Source organism: Vibrio sp. B1Z05 (assembly GCF_052955985.1).
On the sequence record NZ_CP130464.1, the window covers coordinates 744,725 to 766,968 of the forward strand.

The following is a 22,244-nucleotide window of genomic DNA, read 5'->3' on the forward strand; positions in this document are numbered from 1 at the left end:
AATAAAAAGCTCTATAAGGTTTCCCTTATAGAGCTTTTTTAATGTTCATTATTATGGTTTAACTAAACAAAATTATAAAAATTATAACGGGTATCTAGCCTACGATTGCTATTGATCCTTTGGCTCGCGTTTATGTTTTGGCACGTAATTAAGGATGGATATTGGCACTTCCTTACGCGGCGCAAAACCTTCAATTTCACGTCTTTCGATTAAATGCCCGAGACGGCTTTCAATCATGCATAGATTCTTAAAGTTATCTTTTGAGACAAATGAGATAGCTTCACCATTTTTATCAGCACGACCAGTACGACCTATGCGGTGCACATACTCATCAGCGGGGAAAGGTAAGTCGTAGTTAATAACTCTTGGTAGATCGTGAATGTCGATACCGCGAGCACCCACACCGGTGGCAATCATGTATTGAATTTTACCGGCTTTAAAGTCTTCAAGCAGTTGCGCGCGAATATGTTGGCTACGTCCACTATGGAATGCTTCGGCATGAATACCACGCTTTTCCAACTGCGCTGCAAGCTTGGCTGCACCATTCTTGGTTTCAATGAAAATTAGTGCTTGTTCCCACTTATTTTCATTGATCATATGGGCAAGTAACGCTGATTTTTTATCTTTATCAACGGTCACTAGCCACTGCTCGATGTTTGACTTAGAGGCGCTGTGCTTACCGATAGAAATTTCGACCGCACCATCAATGGCACTTTTTGCTAAGTCACGAACAGGATTCGACAATGTTGCAGAAAAGAGCAAGTTTTGAATGTCTTGCGGTAAACGAGCGATGATCTTGTTGATATCTTCAATAAAGCCCATATCCAACATGCGATCGGCTTCATCAAGAACCAGTACTTCAACCTCTTCAAAGTACACCGCTTTTTGACCATACAGATCGATCAAACGCCCCGGTGTAGAAACCAACACATCCACACCATCAACTAAGCCTTGCTTCTGCGGTTGATAATCAACCCCACCGTACATCGCCATGGAGGTTAGCTTGGTTTCACCAGCGTATTCTTTTATTTTTTCATCAACTTGAATAGCAAGTTCACGTGTTGGCACCACAATAAGCGCACGAATACGTTTTTTACGTTGCGTTTCACCTTTACTCAGCATCTCCAAAATAGGCAACACAAAACTGGCTGTTTTACCCGTACCCGTTTGAGCCGCCGCAATAAGGTTTTTCCCTTCCAACACAATTGGAATTGCTTTTTGTTGGATATCAGTAGGTTTATCGTAACCTACCTTTTTAATCGCATCGAGAATTGGAGCACTCAAACCCAGCTTGGAAAATGACATAGATGACCTAATAGAAACAATAAATTGAGAGCGATATTACCACACCCCACTTGCGGGGTCAGGTCTTGAAATTTGCACTCAATTTGAGTCAGCCAAAACTAACGTAAAAATGGAGTGAATTATCACTTATTCAGAACACTTTTAGCGATCTTCTCTAAAAAGAGTTTATTGAGTACAAAATCTAGAGACGTGCAAATTTCAAGACCTGACCCCGCTAGGTAAAACCAACCATTGCTTCACTGCACGTTCAAAACTAGGTCGTTGGATAATTGCATTTTTCCATTGCTCTAAGTTTGGGTAGTTTTCAAAGGGATAATTAGCGGCTTTTAATACTACGAGTTGGGGTATCCACGTAATATCGGCTAAAGAAAAATTCTCACCCACTAGCCACTGGTGATCGCTTAAACGCTTATCCATTTTGGAAAAACATTGATCAATAATTGCTGTAGCCTGCGCTTTTTCTTGCTCAGAAAATCCGTTGTGTGAATTGAAACGTTCATGAAAAGCCAACAAAGCGCTGTCAAAAGTCTGCTTCTCACGGTAATCCGCCATTTCTTGCTCATTACGCTTCATGCCCTGCGGATTTTTAACATTGCTGTACATGTAGGTTTTAATAGAAAGATGATTATCTCGCGCCAAATACATCCATTCATACATTTGTTGCAAATCACACTCATTGCTTGGACGTAAAGAGTTTGGCGTAAACTTCTGATCGATGTAATCAATAATGTCGGCAGAATCGATGATCACCACACCATCATCAACCAAGGTCGGTACCACACCATTAGGGTTAATACCAAAATATTCGGCGGTTAGGTTTTCACCTTTTTGCAAATCAAGAGCATGACTTTCCCATTCTATCCCTTTCTCTTCTAAAGCAATTCTTACCCGCATCGCACAGTTTGAAAACCCCGTGTGATAGAGATGTAATCCCTTCAATGTTTCTACTGATTTATTGGTTGGTTTAACTATTGGCATAGAGCACCTTACATACAAGTTGATAATATCAATTATAATATCCATATAGTTGTTATTGTCAACCTTAAAGTGAGCAAGTGCGGGGTCAGGTCTTGAAATTTGCACCCTTTGACAACGACGAACGACGACAAGCCCAACTCTAAGGTAAGAGAAGCGTCACATGAAGAGCGATTGCGCTAACATTTTGATTAGTTAGAGAGCGCTAGTTTGAAAACAATCATCTGCAAATTTCAAGACCTGACCCCGCTTTTCATATGAATCTCTGTGGTTATACGGGTACTTTTTGGTGGTTTTTTGTGCTGGTTTTTTAAAATGTTCGCGCGACATTTTCTATTAGCTCATTAGATGCAAGCTACTGATAAGAAAGTATTTATTAACCATACAACAATTATGGAAATTATTTTTGCAATCCAATACTGCTGTCTAAATTGAACTTTTTAAAATTTTATTGTGATAATGGTCACAAGGTTATGAAAACCAACGTAATGTAATTACAATAAATCTAGGAATGACATGAATAAAGTTAAAGCTTTGGTTGCAGCGGGTGTGCTGTTGACGTCGGTTACTGCTTATGCGAACCCAGGTACGCCTGTAAACACAAAACCACGTAGCTATGAGAATCACTCAGACTTCAAACTTGGTGTGGGTTTTGACCAAGGCTTTGGTATCAACGCTGAGCTATACGATACTATCGATGCGTTCATTGGTAATGACGGTGTTTCGGCTGATTACCAAGTCGTAAAAGACAAGCGTTTTGCACCTAACTTACCTTTCACCTACTACGTAGCGGTAGGCGGTTTCTATGACTTTAATAAAACATGGCATGGCGACCATGGTCACTGGGTTTCTCATCCATATGCTTCAGCTCATAACTACTGTGATAGCTTTGATAAAAATGGTAATTGTCACCATTGGCACAATGGTTACCGTGATGAAGGTAACGGCTACTACGGTTATTGGGAAGAAAATGAAAGCAACCACTTCAACGACTACGGTATCCGTGTACCTCTAGGCCTTGATTGGCAGTTTGCTCCGCAGTGGGATGGCTTTGCGTCATTGGCACCGCGTGTAAACATCCCTGATAGCTTCCACTTTGGTGTGGATGCGGCGCTGGGTGTACGTTACGCATTCTAATTGATTCAATCTCGAGTGTTGAACTGAACCTAGTTTAAACGCCAAAACGAGATTGATAATTAAGATTAAACCTATCTATAAAGGCAGTGATGATTTAGTCACTGCCTTTATGTTTATAAATAGTACTAGAAACCACAATTTCCCTTTTTACACTTTTGGCAAACAAAATACCAACTTGCATAATTAAGTCATTGGTATTATTTCCGCTAAACCGGCATAAATGCTATGATCATGCCATTAAAGTGACCACGGCTAGGGCTATTGTGTTCTGTACGCATCAGTACCTCACCCACAACCCTCCTGCCAAGCATCAAATCAAAAGGTATATTTTTCAAATGGTTAATAACACTATTCAGTGGTTCCCTGGGCACATGCATAAGGCGAGCAAAGAAATTGAAGAAGTAATTCCTCAAATCGATGTCATTATTGAAGTCTTAGATGCACGTATACCTTATTCTTCAGAGAACCCTGTTATCTCTAAATTACGAGGTGACAAACCATGTGTGAAAGTACTAAACAAACGAGATTTATCCGATCCCGAGTTAACTCAGCGTTGGATTGACCATTTTGAACTGCAAGATGGTGTAAAAGCGATGGCGGTTACCACTGAAAACCCGCAAGAAATCCATAAGATCATGGAAATGTGTCGCAAGCTTGCACCGCACCGTGAAGCTATGGGTAAAAATATTCGCACTATGATTATGGGGATCCCTAACGTAGGTAAATCTACAATAATCAATACCTTAGCAGGCCGTACCATTGCTCAAACGGGTAACCAACCTGCGGTCACTCGTCGCCAGCAACGCATTAACTTGCAAAATGGCGTCATTCTTTCTGATACTCCTGGAATTTTATGGCCGAAAGTAGAAAACCCGCATAGCGGTTTCCGTTTAGCAGCAACCGGTGCGATTAAAGATACGGCGATGGAATATGACGAAGTGGCTTTTTACACCGTTGAGTATTTAGCACAGCAATATCCTGAACGTCTTAAAGAACGTTACCAACTTGAAGAGTTGCCAGAAACAGAAATCGAGCTTATGGAAGCGATTGGTCGCAAACGAGGCGCATTGCGCTCTGGTGGCCGAGTGGATCTGCATAAAGCATCAGAAATACTGCTGCACGAACTGCGCCAAGGTATTTTGGGTCAAGTGACTCTAGAGTTGCCAGAAATGATCAGTGAAGAGTTAGTCGAAGTAGAAATCGAAACCGCTCGCAAAGAAGAAGCCAAAGCGAAGAAGAAGCTAGAGCGACGTAAACGTTACTTACGTAATAAGCGTTAATCAACAAACATCACTTCCGTCAAAACATAACTGAACCAAAAATAGGTAAATCGCGTCTATTCGACTATATTTTATACAATAATGGAGTAGTTTCTTCAACGGAGGAAGGAACATGATTAGACGCTATTTAGCCCCTGTTTTAGTACTTGCTTTGTTAATTGCTGCCGTATTTGGCGAAGAAGTCTGGCAATTTATCAGTGTTGACCCCATCGGCAGTTTACAAGATGGGGCGCAAGACATCATTAAAGCATTTAACGACTTTATATCAGGTTAATCGCACACGTTCGCAGGTAAGCCCGCGATAGAGAGTAGAATACCTTCCAACTGATCCCATGGAATAAGCTGACTGTCGATCACTTCAAGACGTGATTCAAAACCATCTAAAGACATTTCATTCACCGACACAACGCCATTGGCCACATTAAATGCAAAGCAGCCCTTATCGGTATTGATCACCGCTTTCACGCGCTCGGCAGTAATATCTGAAAATAGCGAGAATACATCATCAAAAGGAAACTCAACTTCTGGGCCAAATAGCCAACCACAGCTGAAATAACCCTGCCCTTTGTTCTCTTTTCTTACAAAAGCTTTATTGGGCGGAATAGCAAACTGTGGCTCCATAGCCGCATGATGATGGTGATGTTGTTCAATATCTACCGCAACACTTGGCTTAAGCACTTCATCTAGCAACGCAATATCAAACTCACCATTTGAAGTGGCTTCGACACGATAGGTGAACCCTTGTTCTGCCAGCCATACTTGCATCGTTTCATTTTGAACTTTATTGGCTAGCTCAGTCTTATTTGCCACGATCACATCGGCCACAGCAAGTTGCTGTTTAAAGTTTTCGTTTGAAGTGTACTTCTCGTCTTCAAAATAACGCGCATCTGTCATTGTGATAGTGGTATGTAGCGCGATATAAGGTTGATATTGTTCAGAGGTTAACGTCGCCATTACCTGTTTAGGGTGGCCTAAACCTGTAGGTTCAATGAGTAGTCGATCCGGTTTTTGACGAAGTAATAAATTGATCCCAACACTCATAGGTACGCCAGCCGCACAGCACATGCATCCGCCCGGAACTTCTTTGATCAAAGCACCTTGTTCAGACATTAATGCGCCATCAATACCAATCTCCCCAAACTCATTAACAAGCACAGCCCAGTTTTCATTTTCTGGTTTGTTCTTTAATAAATTTAAAATCGCAGTGGTTTTTCCGGTGCCTAAGAAGCCAGTGATAATATTAGTGGGAGTTTTAATCGACATAATGCAAAGCCTGAACGAACGAATAGTACAGGAAGTTTACAAGATTCATTTACACCTAGAAAGGTAAAATAGAGGCGCAGAACATAGAGGTGAGAACAATCAACGCAACAAAGGTTGTCCTTAACCTAATTGAGTCGCTCATTTGTGAAGTGATACATTTGCTAAGTGATACATTGAAGACCTCTATTTTATCGCTAGCACTGTTCCCCAAATGTCACCTGCATGAGCGGTAAAAGTACCAAACAAAGCGCATAAAATGCCAATTAACAAGCCCGACATCAAAACATACTCGACTACTTTCATCACAAACCTCACCCACAACCAAAACATACCACTAAAAAGGCGATCAAATTACTCAACAGAACGCCTTAATTTGACTGAGAATTATACATTTATCGCATGAAAAACAAACGATTTACAGATGTGATTTATCGAAAAGCAAGTTTACGTTTTTGGAATAAATAATCGGAAAATTAATGAGGCAGACGGTGATATTATGACTACACTAAATAACACAAAGGCGCACTTTGCATGCGCCTTATGGTCTCGTTACTCAATCGTGAGTTCGCGAATCTCGCGGATAATAAACCGGAGAACATTTAACGAGCTTTAAAGTATTTTAAGCTCTTCAGCTTTGTTGCGATTACACTATGTATTATCTATACGTTATTACTAATGTGTTAATCAAAGTGAGGCAATCCTGTTCTCCCTGTAAGATTTAATCCTTACCTCACCCTTTAACTATGGCTAAGTTTATAAAAACTGCAAGTTTACAATGACAAAATAGATAGATTTTTTGTCATATAAACCATGTACACTAAATGAAAATATACGCTCTATTCTTCAAACGTTATTCATTTATAGACGTACTATTTTACTAGATATTTCACTTAACAATTGGCGCGAAAGGCTCACAACAATGACAAAAAGAGAAAAAATTACACGGTCCCTATTAGCTAAAGTGCCAAAGGATACCATTAGTCAATTTCTCTCTCGCGACAATACTTCCATCTCGATACTATTTATGTCTGTTATCGTTGGCGTTCTCGCAGGCTTAGTTTCGACCTCATTTGAATTCGCAGTCCATTTTGTGTCGGATACCCGTACCGAGTGGCTCAAAGATTCTATCGGCGGATTACCGCTATGGTTAGCTGCGTTTCTTATCAGTGCGGCGTTAGCCTTTGTCGGTTATTACCTAGTGCATAGATTTGCTCCAGAAGCGTCCGGCTCTGGTATTCCTGAAATCGAAGGGGCAATGGACGGAGTGCGACCTGTTCGCTGGTGGCGCGTATTACCGGTTAAATTCTTCGGCGGTACAGGTACGCTTGGTTCAGGTATGGTACTTGGTCAAGAAGGGCCAACCGTGCAAATGGGTGGTGCAATTGGCCGCATGATCAGCGATATCTTCCGTGTTAAAGATGATGATACTCGTCACTCTTTACTGGCATCAGGTTCAGCGGCAGGTTTAGCCGCCGCATTTAACGCTCCGCTAGCTGCTATTATGTTTGTTGTTGAGGAGATGCGCCCTCAATTTCGTTACTCCCTAATTTCTATTAGAGCCGTTATTATTGCGTCTATTTCAGCCACGATCGTTTTCCGCGCTCTGAATGGACAATATGCCGTTATTCAAACGCCACAATACGCTTCTCCAGAGCTATCAACATTATGGCTATTTTTATTACTTGGGGTCATGTTTGGTATATTCGGCGTCGTATTCAACCGTCTAGTGACATTTTCTCAAGACTCATTTGTTAAGCTTCACCAAAATAAACGTGGCCGTTACCTGTTAACCGGTAGTTTAATTGGCGGTACCTTCGGATTAATACTTTTATATCTTCCTGAAGTCACCGGCGGCGGTATTGAATTAATACCAACAATCACTACCGGTGGTTTTAGTGTGAATCTACTGCTGTTTTTATTTGCAGCAAGAATTATCACCACCATGCTTTGTTTTGGTTCTGGTGCACCAGGGGGTATTTTTGCGCCAATGCTCGCGCTAGGTACTCTATTTGGTTACGCTTTTGGTCTTATTGCACAAGCGGCATTCCCAGACTTACCTATTACTCCAGGCATGTTTGCTATTGCCGGAATGGGTGCACTTTTTGCCGCAACCGTTCGTGCCCCGATCACCGGTATCTTATTGGTTATCGAAATGACCAATAACTATTACTTGATTCTTCCGTTAATCATCACCAGCTTAGGTGCGGTTATTTTTGCTCAGTTACTCGGTGGTCAACCTATCTATAGCCAACTGCTCAACAGAACTCTAAAGAAAACCAAGTTGCGCCAAGACGATCTTCCGACCGAATAGCAAACATATTTGCAATACAAGCTGTGATCTTGCTATGATCTTTCACTTTTTCCTGTATAAATGCAGGAAAAAGTGAAGTAGCGAAGTATCATCTTTAAATAGGAAAGCTTGTTGGACTGGAAACGTTTTACACAATATCAAAATGTACCACCTTCTCAGGCCGCTCTGGCACTGGGCGTTATTGGCTTAGGACAAGCATGGGCTTTATATATCCCATCAATTGGCGAAGCTATTCGACCTTTTCTTGCATGCTTTGGCGCCCTACTATTAACTCCCGTATTAATGAAATACTTGACCAGTATTTCAACCTTCAAAGCTGATATCAAACACCCGCTTAGAGGTAGCCTAATGGCGCCTATGAGCATGGCGCTGTTGATCCTCTGTGACTATCTTGCAGTCATATCACCCTATATTGCCTACCCTTTGTGGGTCATGTCAGTACTACTGCATGTCACTATGATGGTTTTATTTTTTGGCTATCAAATTGCCAATTTCAAGATGTCTAATATAGTACCAAGTTGGTTTTTATACCCAGTGGGAGTGATCAGTAGCTCGCTCGCCGCGACTCAATTTGGGCACACGGTTTTTTCAGAAACTATCGTGATGACCTGTGTGGGGATTTACTTCTTTATGTTGCCACTGGTGCTGTATCGCTTGGTATTCTTTGGTAAATTACCGCGAAATGCTCGTCCGACACTGGCAATTATGGCCGCCCCCATCAACTTAACGCTGGCGGCTTATTTGGTGAACTTTCCAGACCCAGATCCTATCTTAACAGGCGCACTGGCTGGCATTGCCATTACCATGACCTTGCTCATCTATCTTTGCTACATTAATTTGCTCAGGCTTAAATTTCAGCCCTCAATCGCGGCGGTGACTTTTCCATCGGTGATCAGTGCGATTGCCATGTCAAAGCTCACTACATGGTTTGAATATCATCATGACAACTGGTATTGGCTGCATACGTTTGGTTTCTTTGAGCTAACGATTGCGACGCTATTGGTGGTGTGGGTATCGGCAGGATATGTAGTGATGTATTGGCCAGAGCGGTTTAAGCCTCAAAATAAGAAGATTAAACCGCAATAAGCCATTGTTGCAATTAGCTTAGGCCGTGCAGAAATTCGTGGCGTGTGGCTGGGTTTGATTTGAAAATGCCACCCAATGCTGTAGTAGTGGTTTCACTAGTCGCATCCATAACACCGCGAGATTTAACGCAGTAATGAGTCGCATCAATTTTTACCGCTACGTCGTCACTTTCTAGTAGCGTTTGTAGCGCGACTAAAATTTGCTGAGTCATGCGCTCTTGCACCTGCGGACGCTGGGCAAAGAAGCGTACAATGCGGTTTATTTTCGATAAACCAATGATTTTAGTACGTGGAATGTACGCCACTGCTACTCGACCATCGATTGTCACTAGATGATGCTCACAAGTGCTGGTCAAAGTAATGTCTTTAACGCGCACCATTTCACTGACGTCCATTTTATTCTCAATGACCGTAATCTTAGGAAAGCGAGCATAATCTAGACCAGAGAACACCTCATCAACATACATCTTGGCAATACGCTTAGGGGTATCTTGCAAAGAATCATCGGTTAAATCCAACTGCAATATTTCCAACACTTCACGCATATGATGTTCAATCTTGCGCTTTTTATCTTCTGCGGTAAGCTCGTTTGCCACCATAGGGGTTTCTAAACCTCTATCGGCAAGTGCTTGTTTGACTAGCAGTGCTGATTCGCTTAATGCTGACATATGTCTCTCCATTTCTACATCTTCTCATCGCACGATCAAAATTTATGCGATGGCGAAAGAGAATACTTGGATTTGCTCAAAATTACACTATCTAATTTAATCACTTAAGTGTCTCTATGCAGGCATCGTGTTACAGTGCTTTTTTTCAGTGCACAAACAAGGAACTACGATGGATTGTTGCGACGCCCCAGGTCTAATGCCAATCGAACAAGCAATGGCCAAAATTCTCGAAAGTACATTCACAGTCAACGAAACTGAAACTTTACCTTTGGATAAAGCCATTGGTCGTGTTCTTTGTAGTGATATCACCTCCCCTATTCATGTGCCGCCTTTTGACAATTCGGCAATGGACGGATATGCCGTGCGTATTGCCGATTTTGAGCAGCAATCTACGCTGCCATTAGCAGGGCAATCTTTTGCCGGCGCACCACTGCAAGATGAATGGCCACCGCTCACTTGTATCCGCATTATGACGGGCGCCAAAATCCCAACCGGTTGTGATGCTGTGATCATGCAAGAAGTGGCTACGGTGACTGATGCTGGAATTAAGTTTGATAGCGCAACACCTAAGCACAATCAAAACATTCGCCCTGTTGGCGACGACATTCAAGTTGGGCAACTGGTGCTCAGCAAAGGCAAGCGACTGACGGCGCGCGATCTCCCTATGTTGGCTTCACTTGGGGTGGCGCAAGTCTCTGTATATCGCAAACCGATTGTTGCCACCTTCTCGACTGGTGACGAGCTAAAACCAGTTGGCGCGGCCTTAGGTGAAGGCGAAATTTATGACAGTAACCGCTATGGCACCATTCCTCTGTTTAAAAAATTTGGTTGTGAGGTTATCGACCTTGGCGTGATCCCTGACGACGTTGAATTGCTCGCCAAAGCCTTTGATGAAGCAAAACAACAAGCCGATGTTGTTGTCACCTCCGGCGGCGTAAGTGTTGGTGAAGCCGATTACACCAAAGACATCTTAGAGCAAAAAGGACAAATCGGATTTTGGAAACTGGCCATCAAACCGGGTAAACCTTTTGCTTTTGGCAACATAGGGGATGCACTGTTCTGTGGTCTGCCGGGTAACCCAGTATCTGCCTTTATGACCACTTATATATTGGTTCAGCCTCTGCTGGCAAAACTCAGCGGTGAAAGTGAATGGAAGTGTCCACCGACACTGCCTGCAACCACTCATTCTGCTTTTAAGAAAACACCCGGACGTGCCGATTATCAGCGTGGCATCTATACCATCAACGAACAAGGTCAATTTGAAGTGCAAAGCACTGGCAACCAAAGCTCGGGAGCATTTCGTTCAATGAGCCTTGCCAACTGCTTTGTGATTCTAGAGCGAGAGCGTGGCCGTGTTGAAGTGGGTGAAACGGTCAATATCCAATTGTTTAATTCAACATTGTACTAGAGGTTGTGTGATGGAGATTTTGAGTGACCAAGAGATGCTTCGCTACAATCGACAGATCATCCTACGTTCGTTCGATTTTGAAGGCCAAGAGGCGCTAAAACAAGCCTCAATACTGGTGATTGGCGCAGGTGGTCTAGGCTGCGCGGCAACGCCGTATTTGGTGTCAGCGGGCGTTGGCGCACTGACTATTGTTGATGATGATGTGGTGGAACTGTCAAATTTGCAGCGTCAGATCTTACACACGGAATCCGACATAAACGCTTTTAAGGTGGACTCAGCAAAAGCAAGTTTGGCTCAGTTAAACTCCCATTGTCAGCTCACCTCCATTGCTCGTCGTTTGGACGAGCAAGAGCTTACTGAGGCAATACGCACCCACTCATTAGTCATTGATGCCAGCGACAACCTCACCACCCGCAATCAGCTCAACCGCCTTTGTCATCAATATAAAACCCCACTCGTCTCAGGCGCCGCAATCCGCCTTGAGGGGCAAGTCATCAGCTTTACCTACCAAGATGATGAGCCATGCTACCAGTGCCTAAGCACCTTGTTTGGTGCTAATGAGCTAAGCTGCGTTGAAGCTGGAATACTAGCACCTGTGGTCGGCGTGATCGGCAGTATGCAGGCGTTAGAAGCCGTGCGCTTATTGTCGAATTTAGGTGAGCATAAACTGGGTAAATTAATGATGTTTGATGCGCTAAGCATGAAATGGCAAGAGTTTACTTTGCCTAAGCAGGCGCAGTGTATGGTTTGTGGAGATAATAAGTAGTCTACTTTGGTGGTGCCTAATGTTTAGCATCACCTTACTCTAATTGCGTGCTCTATTTTTAATACATAAGCGTTTTGCCACTTCTACTTCACAAAGTAACCCACCACTTTCCAATCACCATTCTCTTTGAGCAAAGTGACTATTTCTATAAATTCACCTTGGCTAAAAGTAGATTTATATTGGCACTGGCTGTATTCGCCTTCTGGAGCATCAGATAAAGGTGTTACTGGTTTTGACATAGTAATGTCACGTGATACTAGCTCACCTATTGAAGATCGCACCGCCGACACCGCATCCACCCAGTCGCTTTGAGAGATTTGTGATTGAAAATAATCGCTCGCCTTTTCCCAACTCTGCTGATAGTGCTGTAAATCAACAATCTTTAACCATTGCAGTGATTCATTCTGTTGCACATCAAGTCGAGTAGCAGTTTGTTCATTTAGCATTTTAAAATCTCTTGATTGTGGAAAGTGTGTGGTTTTAATAGCACTTTTTAGCGGTACATGTTTTTGGGATATGCAAAAACATTACTATCCTCAATGTAACAAAAACACTAAGAATAAAACACTCTCAGACATTAATTTCTTGTTAAATTTCAATAACAAAGACAAGTAACTCCGTGCCGTTAGATAACCACTATCCCTGTCGAGAAAACAATCGCTAACGCCTTGCTATAGCCGAGTACGCAGTCTAGTTTTTAAACAGTAATGACGGTGTAATCCAAGGAGCTAGCAAATGCCAAATCATACTTACAAGAAAATGGAAATTGTCGGTACATCTTCTATTGGAATTGATGATGCGATTAATAATGCGGTGGCGCGAGCCAGTGAAAGTGTGCATAACATGCGTTGGTTTGAAATGCAGGAAGTCAGAGGTCATATTGACGATGGTAAAGTGGCTCACTGGCAGGTGACGGTGAAGATTGGTTTTACTTTAGATTAGCTGAGCATTTACCTTAGAATAAGTTCAAGCGTCGATATGAAGTATCTGGGATGATGAAGTACCTAAAGATCGCACTTCATATCGCAACTTGAATAAATACCGTTAAATACGGCGTTAGCTATAGTGCTCTAAGTACAAAATAGTGGCTGCTGTTCGGGATTTTACCTGCAGTTTTCTCAATAAACTTTTCATGTGCACTTTCACGGTGGATTCTGAGATAAATAACACATCGGCAATCTGTTTGTTGCGGTGCCCTAGTGCCACTTTCGACAAAATCTCTAGCTCTCTTTCCGTTAAACTGTCTAATAAGCTTGGGTTTTCTGCGCGGTCGCGTATTTGTTGAGCGACAACTTCACTATAAACTTTGTCGCCGTTGAGCGCTTGACGCAAATGGTCAATCAGCTCGTCAGGCTCACTGTCTTTTAAGAGATAACCATCGGCGCCAGCTTTTACAATAGCATCAATATCTGCCGGAGAATCCGATACGGTAAGTATGACCACTTTGGTTAAAATATCTTCATCACGCAATGCTTGTAAGGTATTAAGCCCCGATAGCCCTTTCATATTAAGGTCGAGCAAAATCAAATCTAAATCATGTTGATGGGCGAGCGCGAGCGCCTCTGTGCCACTGGTTGCCTCACAAACAATGTCGAAGTCATCTTCGAATGAAAGCAATTGTGTGATGCCTCGTCTAATTAATGGATGGTCATCCACAATCATAATGCGATGGGTATTACTCACTGTCCGATTCATCCTTACAGTTAAAGGTAATTCTTATTGTGCTCCCCTGATTGGGCTCACTATCTATCGTTAATTTTCCATTAAGGTACTGACTTCGCTCATTTAAAATAGATAAGCCGTAGTGACCTGTTTTCTCAATATCAGTATCGAATCCGCATCCATTATCTGTAATAGAAACAGTTATCTGTTCTTTATTCTGCAGGCACTGTACACGAATTAATGTGGAATTCGCATGTTTAATCGCATTATTAGTGGCTTCACGAATAATTTGCAATAAATGCACTTGCTGATGCGCTTCTAGTAAAATCGAAGATAGCTTGTTTTCAACTTCAATCTCTGCGTCTGTGGTGGTCTGAAGCTTCTCTAACAATACATTTAACGCATCACTAAAGTTTGCTTCATCAATGCTAAACCTAAAGGTACTAAGCAGGATTCTAAGTTGAGTATAGGCCTCACGTAAACCATCATCGATCTCTTGCACAATAATCGAAGATTTTGGCATGTTATCCGCAGGCCCTTCTTGCTTCATAGAGCGTTTAAGCAAGCTAGTTTGAATTTTTAAAAATGATAGCGATTGCGCCAGTGAGTCATGCAACTCACGCGCAATTGCACTGCGCTCTCCGTAAATCAATAACTGCTCAAATTTCTTTTGTGCCTGATTATAGTAAATCCCACGCGCTAAAATATAAGACATATTATCGATCAGTTCTTGTTCTGAAAATTGTGAGGTAATTTGTAAACGAAGGCTCCCTAGCCTTACCTCATCCAAGATTAGCGCTTTATCTACCCAAGCTCCCTTGGATATCTCGCCAGATACTAACTCTGTCGGTTGCCCTGCACTGTCATCAATAATCAGCTTCACCGCCTCAATATTGTCAATCGAAGACATGTTGTCGATGATCTGCTGGAAATGCGCCGGACTCAATCGTGATGCAGACAATTGCTGGGTACTTTTATACAGCACAGTCAAAGAACTGTTGGCGTGTCGGAGCTCTTCCGTTTTGTGTTCAACCATAGCTTCTAGACGCTCATAATGATCTTTTAGCTTTCGAGTCATACCATTAAATGTCGATGCTACTGCACCTAATTCATTATCAACGGAATCGTTGAGCACCACGTCAAAGTTTTGTGATTCTACTTTGCGACTGGCACGTACTAAGGCTTGCAATGGATGCAGTACTTTCAATCGAACAAAACGCATTATTACTAATGAAATCAGTATTATACAAGTTAAACCAAAACCACAAAAAACCACCATATCTAATAGTTTTTTCTCAGTATTTAGCTGTAGTTTCAGAACAAACTTATCAATTCGAGAAACAAAAATTGGTACGTGTTGTTGATACTCGACATATTGCTTTGTCAGCAACAAATTCTTCATGATCTGCCAGCGCTCAATGATAGCTTGGTAATCTTGTTGAATATCAGATGGTACATTCCATTGCATTAAATTTTGCATAGAAGAGGAGTACAAAGAAACTTCAAATCGTTGAATATGTTTGTTTATATTGCTGGCATGAGTTTCTGTATCGTAAGCGAGTCTGTAACTTTGCATCCTCATCGAACCGGACACATTTACCGCTTCAGCATCATCATAAGTTGAATAGACGGTGGCTACTGCAACCATAATGGTTAACGCAGATAGGATCACCATCAAAAACACCGCCCCGCCTATGGTAAAGGATACGGATTGCGCCGATTTATTTTTCACTTCTCTTCCCATTAATGAATCTGTGAACTTGGTCATAATAACTAATTGATCTAAAACAAGTTAAGCACAAGTTTAACCCTTTCGAGTTATATCGAATACATTTTATTCACCTAGACTTAGTGCGTGTATAGATGTGTATGCATCATATGGCTCAGCATTTTTTGACTCAAGGACGAAATTGGTAGACTTATCAAAGCGCAGGTTATTCACCAGACGCACTCCCGAAACACGCTTGGTTTATGAAACAGGGCAACGCCTACCTTGGGCCAAAACTGATGCAACCTTTATTGATGGTTGTACCCAATGTGGTCAATGTATGCAAGCTTGTGAAACAAACATCATCATTAATGGTAGTGGCGGATTTCCAACAATAGACTTTAATAAAGGGGAATGTACCTTTTGTCAAAAGTGTGTTGAAGCATGCCCAGAAGATATTTTTCGCTCGACTAAAGAGGTGGCTTGGGAGATTACGGCTAGAATTAATGATACGTGTCTTGCCACGCAAAATGTTGAGTGTCGTACTTGCTCAGATGAATGCGAGCTGACAGCAATACAATTTACATTTTCGGTGGGGCATGTTGCCCAGCCAAAATTAGACTCTCAGTTGTGTAACGGATGTGGAGCTTGTTTGAGTGTTTGCCCCGTCACAGCTATATCGATGACTGACTGCAACGAGGATCGCAATGCCAGCCAGTGAAGTTCATATTTCAAGTTTTATTATCTACTGTTCTCCAAATGCTATGGATAGTGTTCGAGACAAGATAAACAGCTTTTCTACTACAGAAATCTATGCCGAGTCAGACGGCAAGTTTGTTGTGGTTATGGAAACGCAAGACCAAGGTTTTATCACCTCTACCATTGACGAGATAAACGAACACCCCGAAGTCATTAATACGGCTTTAGTTTATCACCAAATCGAAACTGATATTGACACCCTTGACACCGACATACATGCAACGGCTACGACCGATGCCAGCATCGGTACACCGACCCCGCAAGAGGACACATTATGAAAATGACACGACGCGAGTTTGTGAAAGCAAATGCGGCTGCTTCAGCTGCTGCTGTAGCCGGAATTTCACTTCCCGCTTCTGCGACCAATCTCATCGCAAGTTCAGACCAAACAAAAATCAAATGGGATAAAGCCCCTTGTCGTTTTTGTGGTACTGGTTGTTCTGTGCTGGTCGGTACGCAAAACGGCAAAGTAGTCGCTACACAAGGTGACCCTGAAGCGCCAGTAAATAAAGGCCTTAACTGTATTAAGGGTTATTTCCTATCCAAGATCATGTACGGTCAAGACCGTCTTACGCAGCCATTACTCAGAATGACCAATGGTAAGTACGACAAAAATGGTGATTTTGCACCAGTTTCTTGGGATGTTGCATTTGATACCATGGCCGAAAAATTTAAAGCGGCTTTGAAAAAAAGTGGTCCTACTAGCGTAGGCATGTTCGGTTCAGGCCAATGGACCGTAATGGAAGGTTACGCCGCTTCTAAGTTAATGAAAGCCGGTTTCCGTTCTAATAACATCGATCCTAACGCTCGTCACTGTATGGCATCTGCGGTAGGTGGTTTTATGCGTAGCTTCGGCATTGACGAGCCTATGGGCTGTTATGACGATTTCGAAAATGCCGATGTATTTGTCCTTTGGGGATCAAATATGGCAGAGATGCACCCGGTATTATGGACACGTATCGCTGACCGCCGATTAAGCCACCCACACGTTAAAGTGAATGTTCTGTCGACCTATTATCACCGTTCTTTTGAATTGGCAGACCATGGCTATATCTTCCATCCGCAAAGTGATTTAGCGATTGCCAACTTTATTGCTAACTACATCATTCAAAATGACAAAGTAAACACTGAGTTTGTGAATAAGCACACTCACTTTAAACAAGCTGAAACTGATATCGGTTACGGTCTGCGTGACGATGATCCGATACAAAAAGCCGCAGCTCATCCAAACTCAGGCAAAATGTCTGGCATTAGCTTTGAAGAATATGCGAAATCTGTTGCGCCTTATACTGCCGCTAAAGCCAGTGAAATCTCTGGTGTTTCTGAAGAACATTTGATTCAGTTAGCTGAACAATATGTTGATCCAAACACCAAAGTGATGTCCCTATGGACTATGGGTGTTAACCAGCATACTCGTGGTGTATGGATGAACAGCCTGATTTACAACATTCACTTGTTGTTAGGTAAAATCTCGACTCCAGGTAACTCGCCGTTCTCGCTTACAGGTCAACCATCGGCCTGTGGTACGGCGCGTGAAGTGGGTACATTCTCACACCGCCTTCCTGCTGACATGGTCGTAGCGAACCCTAAACACCGTGCTAAAGCTGAAAAAATCTGGAAACTTCCAGAAGGCACTATTCCTGCAAAACCGGGCTACCACGCGGTTGTTCAAGACCGTATGCTTCACGACGGCAAGCTTAATGCTTATTGGGTAATGTGTAACAACAACCTGCAAGCCGGTCCAAATATTAATACTGAACGTCTACCGGGATACCGTAACCCTGAAAACTTCATTGTCTGTTCAGACCCGTACCCTACCGCAACAGCTCAAGCATCCGACCTTATTCTCCCTACCGCGATGTGGGTAGAAAAAGAAGGTGCTTACGGTAACGCTGAACGTCGAACTCAAGCTTGGTATCAACAAGTTGAAGCTATCGGTGACGCTAAATCGGATCTTTGGCAAATCATGGAATTTTCTAAACGCTTTAAGATTGAAGATGTATGGTCTGAAGATTTGCTTGCCAAAGCACCTGAGTTTCGTGGCAAAACCATGTACGACATCCTATTTAAGAACGGACACGTCGATAAATACCCTATCACTGAAGCGCAAGAGCTTAACGACGATGCGCATGCACAAGGCTTCTATGTGCAAAAAGGTCTCTTTGAAGAGTACGCCTCGTTCGGTCGTGGACACGGGCACGATTTAGCCCCTTACGATACTTATCATACTGTTCGCGGCTTACGCTGGCCGGTTGTCGATGGCAAAGAAACCCTATGGCGCTTTAAAGAAGGCTCAGATCCTTACGCGAAAAAAGGCACTGACTGGGACTTTTACGGTAAACCTGATGGTAAAGCGTGGATTATATCCGCTCCGTATGAAGCGCCACCAGAGGTGCCAGATCAAGAGTTTGATATGTGGCTTTGTACGGGTCGCGTACTCGAACATTGGCACACAGGTACTATGACTCGTCGTGTACCTGAGCTTTATAAAGCGGTGCCAGATGCCGTGTGTTACATGCACCCTGCTGATGCTAAAGCGAAAGATCTACGTCGCGGTGAAGAAGTGCTGGTTTCTAACAAACGTGGCGAAATTCGTGTCCGCGTAGAAACTCGCGGTCGTAACCGTCCACCTAAAGGCTTGGTGTTTATCCCGTTCTTTGATGCGAAGATACTCATCAATAAACTGATTTTGGACGCAACAGATCCACTGTCGAAGCAGACCGACTTTAAGAAGTGTCCAGTTAAAATCACTAAAGTGGCCTAAGGCCTTTGACCGTTATTTGGGGCTAGCTCCATAGCCCCTACTAATTAGCCAATAGGCGGAGAAATAATAATGAAAAAGCTATTGATTGCTCTGTTATCAATTAGTGCCATAGGTGTAGCAATTGCACAAACTGAGGTTGAAGGTGTCAGCCATCAATCTCACGAAATTGACGATGGCATGCTTGAACAAACAGATTTAGAAAAAGCTGAAAACGCAGGTGTAGCGCAAGCTGAACAGCATAACCCTGGTGGCATTGGGGGCGTTCACTCTTTACGTGGCGTAAGTGAGCTTGAAGCAACACGCGCTGCTGATGATTTTAAGAAATACCCAAGAGAACAAGCACTAAGCAGTGATTATGTTTATCAACCACCGCTTATTCCTCACAACATCCGTGGTTATGAAGTGTCACTCAATGCCAACAAATGTCTGGCGTGTCATAGCTGGAAAAATGCTAAAGAGATGGGCGCAACAAAAGTCAGTGTGACTCACTATGTGAGTCGTGAAGATGCGGTGCTTGCGGATGTATCGCCAAGACGTTATTTCTGTTTGCAGTGTCACGTCCCTCAAGCCAATGCTAAACCACTGGTAGAGAACGAATTCAAACGTGTTGATTCACTTCAATAAGCTTTGCTAGTTGTTACCATAAGAGGCTATTTATGAAATTTTTAAAAGCGTTTTGGAAAAGACTCTCAACACCTAGTAAGGCGGCCGCAGGGATCGTTCTTTTTATGGGGTTTGCTGGGGGTCTTCTCTTCTGGGGCGCATTCAATACAGGAATGGAGTACACCAACAGCGAAGAGTTTTGTGCTGGATGTCATGAGCCAATTGTCAGAGAGATCCGCGAAACAATACACTACTCTAACCGCTCTGGTGTAAGAGCCATCTGTTCTGATTGCCACGTTCCACATAAATGGACAGATAAAATTGTCCGCAAGGTTCAGGCATCTAAAGAGGTATTTGGACATATCATAGGTACCATTGATACTGATGAAAAGTTCCAAGCTCGTCGTGGTCATCTTGCTGAACGTGAGTGGGCGCGCTTAAAAGCTAATGATTCTCTTGAGTGCCGTAACTGTCACGAGTTCGATTATATGGACTTTTCTGAGCAAGGCGAACGCAGTGTCAAACAACACTCGACAGCACTGGCTTCAGGTGATAAAACCTGCGTAGATTGCCACAAAGGTATTGCACACAAATTACCCGACATGCATGGCGTAGAAGGTTGGTAAGGGAGAATTATGAGTCAATTAGAATCCATCATTTGGCACGTTCTGGGCTACAGTGCGATGCCAGTGATTATCTTAGGGGGTTTTGCTGCCGTGGCGGTAATTTGTATCTGGCTATTGTCTATCACAGCTGATAAAGAAGAAACCAACTAAACGAATAATCAAAAGTAACATCTGGAACAGAACCGGAACTAAAACAAACCCAACGTAATGCGTTGGGTTTGTTATTTTTATGTTTATTGTTTTATTTAGGTCATACCAACCTAGTGTCGTTATTTTTTGGTTCTGCGCTTTAATGCGCGCATTAGACGAACTCGACCTTCGGCGCTACTTTGGCTTTCAGCGCTACTTTCATTGGCGTTGTTAGTGCGACCTTGACGGTTTTTGTAAGCAGGCTTGCTGTGCATCTTCACTAGCAGCGCATCACGACTCTCTGGCTCATAACCTTCTAATACCACGCGGCGTATGCGATGCTGAATCAGTTTTTCAACTTGCACCAGTGTCAGCTCTTCTTTGCGACTGACAAACGAAACCGCATGGCCTTGTTGCCCTGCACGCCCTGTACGACCAATTCGGTGTACATAGTCTTCAGCTAAGAATGGCATATCGTAGTTAACAACGTGTGGCAGGCCTTGAATATCTAAGCCTCGCGCTGCAACGTCTGTTGCCACTAACACTCTCGCTTTACCGGTTTTAAATTCATCAAGGGCGCGACGACGAGCACTTTGCGCCTTATCACCGTGACACAACACCGCTTTAATACCGTCTAATTTAAGCTCTTTAACCACTTCATTCGCAGTTTCTTTATAGTTCACAAAGACCAGCACTTGTTTCCAGTTCTTTTTACCGATCAGTTCAGAAAGCAATTCACGCTTGCGCTCTTCTTCAATTGGGTAAACAACGTGTGCAACCGTAGAAGCGGTCGAGTTTTCTGCATTGACGATAACACGCTTAGGTTTACGCAAATATTCTTGAGTCAGCGTATTCATTTGTGCTGATGATGTTGCCGAGAACAACATAGTTTGCGGGTGCGACGATAGAGCGTTCATAATAGTGCGTATAGCGCCGATAAAGCCCATATCTAGCATACGGTCAGCTTCATCAAAGACTAGCACTTCTAAATTCGCTAGGCTTACATTACCTAACTCTAGATGTTCAATTAGGCGCCCTGGTGTTGCTACTAAAATGTCCACACCACCTTGCAATTTACGCTCTTGAGATGACATCTTTGCCCCACCATAAACAGCGGCAACAGACACCTCGGTATACTTAGCAAAGCTCTGGATGTTATTAGCAATTTGGTCAGCCAGTTCACGGGCAGGCGCTAAAATTAATGCGCGTATGTTCGCTCGGCTATGTGGCTTAGGATTGTCTACAAACTTCTGAATGATCGGTAAAGAAAACGCAGCGGTTTTACCTGTACCTGTTTGTGCATGCGCAAGGATATCATCACCACGACGAATGTGCGGAATAGCTTGTTGTTGGATCGGAGTGAGTTTTTCGTAACTACACTCAGTGAGTGCGCGCACAATATCAGATGAAAAACCTTGTGACGAAAATGACATTCTTTGTTCCTAATAGCAGTTGGCTATTGTGCACACTTTCCCAAATGAAAGAACACAAACAGCGGCTGACCAAAAATATGGTGGATGATTATAGATGAATATTAGTCGCTATGGTGACAAATTTACGTTCAATTAGGTATTTAGCCGCTCTAAGTTAACCGTTTAAGCCACAACTACAGTATTTGCCAGTAATGTCATCCACCTCACATTCAATTTTTGTACACCGAAATAGCCATAAAATAACAGCAAAAATATGAAACTTAACCCATAATGTATTATCGCGCATGTTTTTACATTGTGTGGTTGGCATCATAAAACCATACATCGCCGTAGACCTAGCTCATACTTTTACTCTACTGCTC

Annotated in this window: 23 protein-coding genes; 14 read left to right on the forward strand and 9 right to left on the reverse strand. The window is 42.9% G+C overall.

Annotation, left to right across the window (positions count from 1 at the left end):
* Positions 1-108: 108 nt before the first annotated feature.
* Positions 109-1,305 carry a DEAD/DEAH box helicase gene (locus tag QV280_RS16125; RefSeq protein WP_152820055.1) on the reverse strand — a complete coding sequence of 399 codons (1,197 nt, stop codon included), beginning with the start codon at positions 1,303-1,305 and terminating at the stop codon, positions 109-111.
* Between the two features lie 198 nt (positions 1,306-1,503).
* Positions 1,504-2,283, reverse strand: a complete 780-nt coding sequence (locus tag QV280_RS16130; RefSeq protein WP_152820056.1) for a glutathione S-transferase family protein — start codon at positions 2,281-2,283, stop codon at positions 1,504-1,506.
* Between the two features lie 513 nt (positions 2,284-2,796).
* Here QV280_RS16130 and QV280_RS16135 point away from each other — a divergent pair.
* The 3 genes from QV280_RS16135 (at position 2,797) to QV280_RS16145 (ending at position 4,971) form a co-directional block, all read left to right on the forward strand.
* The gene (locus QV280_RS16135; protein ID WP_152820057.1) at positions 2,797-3,417 is read left to right on the forward strand and encodes a hypothetical protein; all 621 of its coding nucleotides are present in this window, start codon (positions 2,797-2,799) and stop codon (positions 3,415-3,417) included.
* Between the two features lie 335 nt (positions 3,418-3,752).
* Positions 3,753-4,697, forward strand: a complete 945-nt coding sequence (ylqF, locus tag QV280_RS16140; RefSeq protein ID WP_023403007.1) for a ribosome biogenesis GTPase YlqF — start codon at positions 3,753-3,755, stop codon at positions 4,695-4,697.
* 112 nt (positions 4,698-4,809) lie between these two features.
* The gene (locus tag QV280_RS16145; protein ID WP_023403006.1) at positions 4,810-4,971 is read left to right on the forward strand and encodes a hypothetical protein; all 162 of its coding nucleotides are present in this window, start codon (positions 4,810-4,812) and stop codon (positions 4,969-4,971) included.
* Here the strand turns inward: QV280_RS16145 and QV280_RS16150 are convergent.
* Both QV280_RS16150 and QV280_RS16155 read right to left on the reverse strand, forming a co-directional pair.
* Complete coding sequence (locus tag QV280_RS16150; RefSeq protein WP_152820058.1) at positions 4,968-5,960, reverse strand: CobW family GTP-binding protein; 993 nt, start codon at positions 5,958-5,960, stop codon at positions 4,968-4,970. The genes QV280_RS16145 and QV280_RS16150 overlap by 4 nt on opposite strands.
* Positions 5,961-6,143: 183 nt before the next feature.
* A complete protein-coding gene (locus QV280_RS16155) occupies positions 6,144-6,266 on the reverse strand; it encodes a hypothetical protein (protein ID WP_255209301.1) in 123 nt (40 codons plus the stop codon).
* Positions 6,267-6,879: 613 nt separating this feature from the next.
* Between QV280_RS16155 and clcA the strand changes: the two genes are divergently transcribed.
* The gene (gene clcA / locus QV280_RS16160) at positions 6,880-8,271 is read left to right on the forward strand and encodes a H(+)/Cl(-) exchange transporter ClcA (RefSeq protein ID WP_023403004.1); all 1,392 of its coding nucleotides are present in this window, start codon (positions 6,880-6,882) and stop codon (positions 8,269-8,271) included.
* A 111-nt stretch (positions 8,272-8,382) separates the two neighbouring features.
* Positions 8,383-9,357 carry a TDT family transporter gene (locus QV280_RS16165; protein WP_023403003.1) on the forward strand — a complete coding sequence of 325 codons (975 nt, stop codon included), beginning with the start codon at positions 8,383-8,385 and terminating at the stop codon, positions 9,355-9,357.
* Between the two features lie 13 nt (positions 9,358-9,370).
* Here the strand turns inward: QV280_RS16165 and folE are convergent, their stop codons facing one another.
* Positions 9,371-10,024 (reverse strand): GTP cyclohydrolase I FolE, encoded by a 654-nt coding sequence (gene folE / locus QV280_RS16170; RefSeq protein WP_023403002.1) that lies wholly within the window; start codon positions 10,022-10,024, stop codon positions 9,371-9,373.
* 169 nt (positions 10,025-10,193) lie between these two features.
* Here folE and moeA point away from each other — a divergent pair, with 169 nt between their 5' ends.
* Both moeA and moeB read left to right on the forward strand, forming a co-directional pair.
* A complete protein-coding gene (gene moeA, locus QV280_RS16175; protein WP_023403001.1) occupies positions 10,194-11,432 on the forward strand; it encodes a molybdopterin molybdotransferase MoeA in 1,239 nt (412 codons plus the stop codon).
* A gap of 10 nt (positions 11,433-11,442) precedes the next feature.
* Positions 11,443-12,198: a molybdopterin-synthase adenylyltransferase MoeB gene (moeB, locus tag QV280_RS16180; protein ID WP_023403000.1), complete on the forward strand. Its 756-nt coding sequence runs from the start codon at positions 11,443-11,445 to the stop codon at positions 12,196-12,198.
* A gap of 83 nt (positions 12,199-12,281) precedes the next feature.
* Here the strand turns inward: moeB and QV280_RS16185 are convergent, their stop codons facing one another.
* Positions 12,282-12,644 carry a DUF4019 domain-containing protein gene (locus QV280_RS16185; protein ID WP_152820059.1) on the reverse strand — a complete coding sequence of 121 codons (363 nt, stop codon included), beginning with the start codon at positions 12,642-12,644 and terminating at the stop codon, positions 12,282-12,284.
* A 289-nt stretch (positions 12,645-12,933) separates the two neighbouring features.
* On the opposite strand from QV280_RS16185, the gene QV280_RS16190 reads away from it, so the two are divergent.
* Positions 12,934-13,140, forward strand: a complete 207-nt coding sequence (locus tag QV280_RS16190; protein WP_023402998.1) for a dodecin — start codon at positions 12,934-12,936, stop codon at positions 13,138-13,140.
* 114 nt (positions 13,141-13,254) lie between these two features.
* Here the strand turns inward: QV280_RS16190 and QV280_RS16195 are convergent, their stop codons facing one another.
* Positions 13,255-13,860, reverse strand: a complete 606-nt coding sequence (locus QV280_RS16195) for a response regulator (RefSeq protein WP_152820834.1) — start codon at positions 13,858-13,860, stop codon at positions 13,255-13,257.
* A 13-nt stretch (positions 13,861-13,873) separates the two neighbouring features.
* Positions 13,874-15,628 (reverse strand): nitrate/nitrite two-component system sensor histidine kinase NarQ, encoded by a 1,755-nt coding sequence (gene narQ, locus QV280_RS16200; protein ID WP_253912530.1) that lies wholly within the window; start codon positions 15,626-15,628, stop codon positions 13,874-13,876.
* Positions 15,629-15,770: 142 nt separating this feature from the next.
* Between narQ and napF the strand changes: the two genes are divergently transcribed.
* The 6 genes from napF (at position 15,771) to QV280_RS16230 (ending at position 20,470) form a co-directional block, all read left to right on the forward strand.
* A complete protein-coding gene (gene napF / locus QV280_RS16205; protein WP_152820060.1) occupies positions 15,771-16,289 on the forward strand; it encodes a ferredoxin-type protein NapF in 519 nt (172 codons plus the stop codon).
* Positions 16,276-16,605 carry a chaperone NapD gene (locus QV280_RS16210; protein WP_023402994.1) on the forward strand — a complete coding sequence of 110 codons (330 nt, stop codon included), beginning with the start codon at positions 16,276-16,278 and terminating at the stop codon, positions 16,603-16,605. The genes napF and QV280_RS16210 overlap by 14 nt, the downstream gene beginning before the upstream one ends.
* Complete coding sequence (gene napA, locus QV280_RS16215; protein WP_023402993.1) at positions 16,602-19,091, forward strand: periplasmic nitrate reductase subunit alpha; 2,490 nt, start codon at positions 16,602-16,604, stop codon at positions 19,089-19,091. The genes QV280_RS16210 and napA overlap by 4 nt, the downstream gene beginning before the upstream one ends.
* Before the next feature lie 177 nt (positions 19,092-19,268).
* A complete protein-coding gene (locus tag QV280_RS16220; protein ID WP_253912557.1) occupies positions 19,269-19,715 on the forward strand; it encodes a nitrate reductase cytochrome c-type subunit in 447 nt (148 codons plus the stop codon).
* A gap of 32 nt (positions 19,716-19,747) precedes the next feature.
* Positions 19,748-20,320 (forward strand): NapC/NirT family cytochrome c, encoded by a 573-nt coding sequence (locus tag QV280_RS16225; protein ID WP_023402991.1) that lies wholly within the window; start codon positions 19,748-19,750, stop codon positions 20,318-20,320.
* Between the two features lie 9 nt (positions 20,321-20,329).
* A complete protein-coding gene (locus QV280_RS16230) occupies positions 20,330-20,470 on the forward strand; it encodes a TIGR02808 family protein (RefSeq protein WP_023402990.1) in 141 nt (46 codons plus the stop codon).
* Between the two features lie 119 nt (positions 20,471-20,589).
* Here QV280_RS16230 and QV280_RS16235 read toward each other — a convergent pair whose 3' ends face one another.
* The gene (locus tag QV280_RS16235; RefSeq protein ID WP_023402989.1) at positions 20,590-21,882 is read right to left on the reverse strand and encodes a DEAD/DEAH box helicase; all 1,293 of its coding nucleotides are present in this window, start codon (positions 21,880-21,882) and stop codon (positions 20,590-20,592) included.
* Positions 21,883-22,244: the final 362 nt, after the last annotated feature.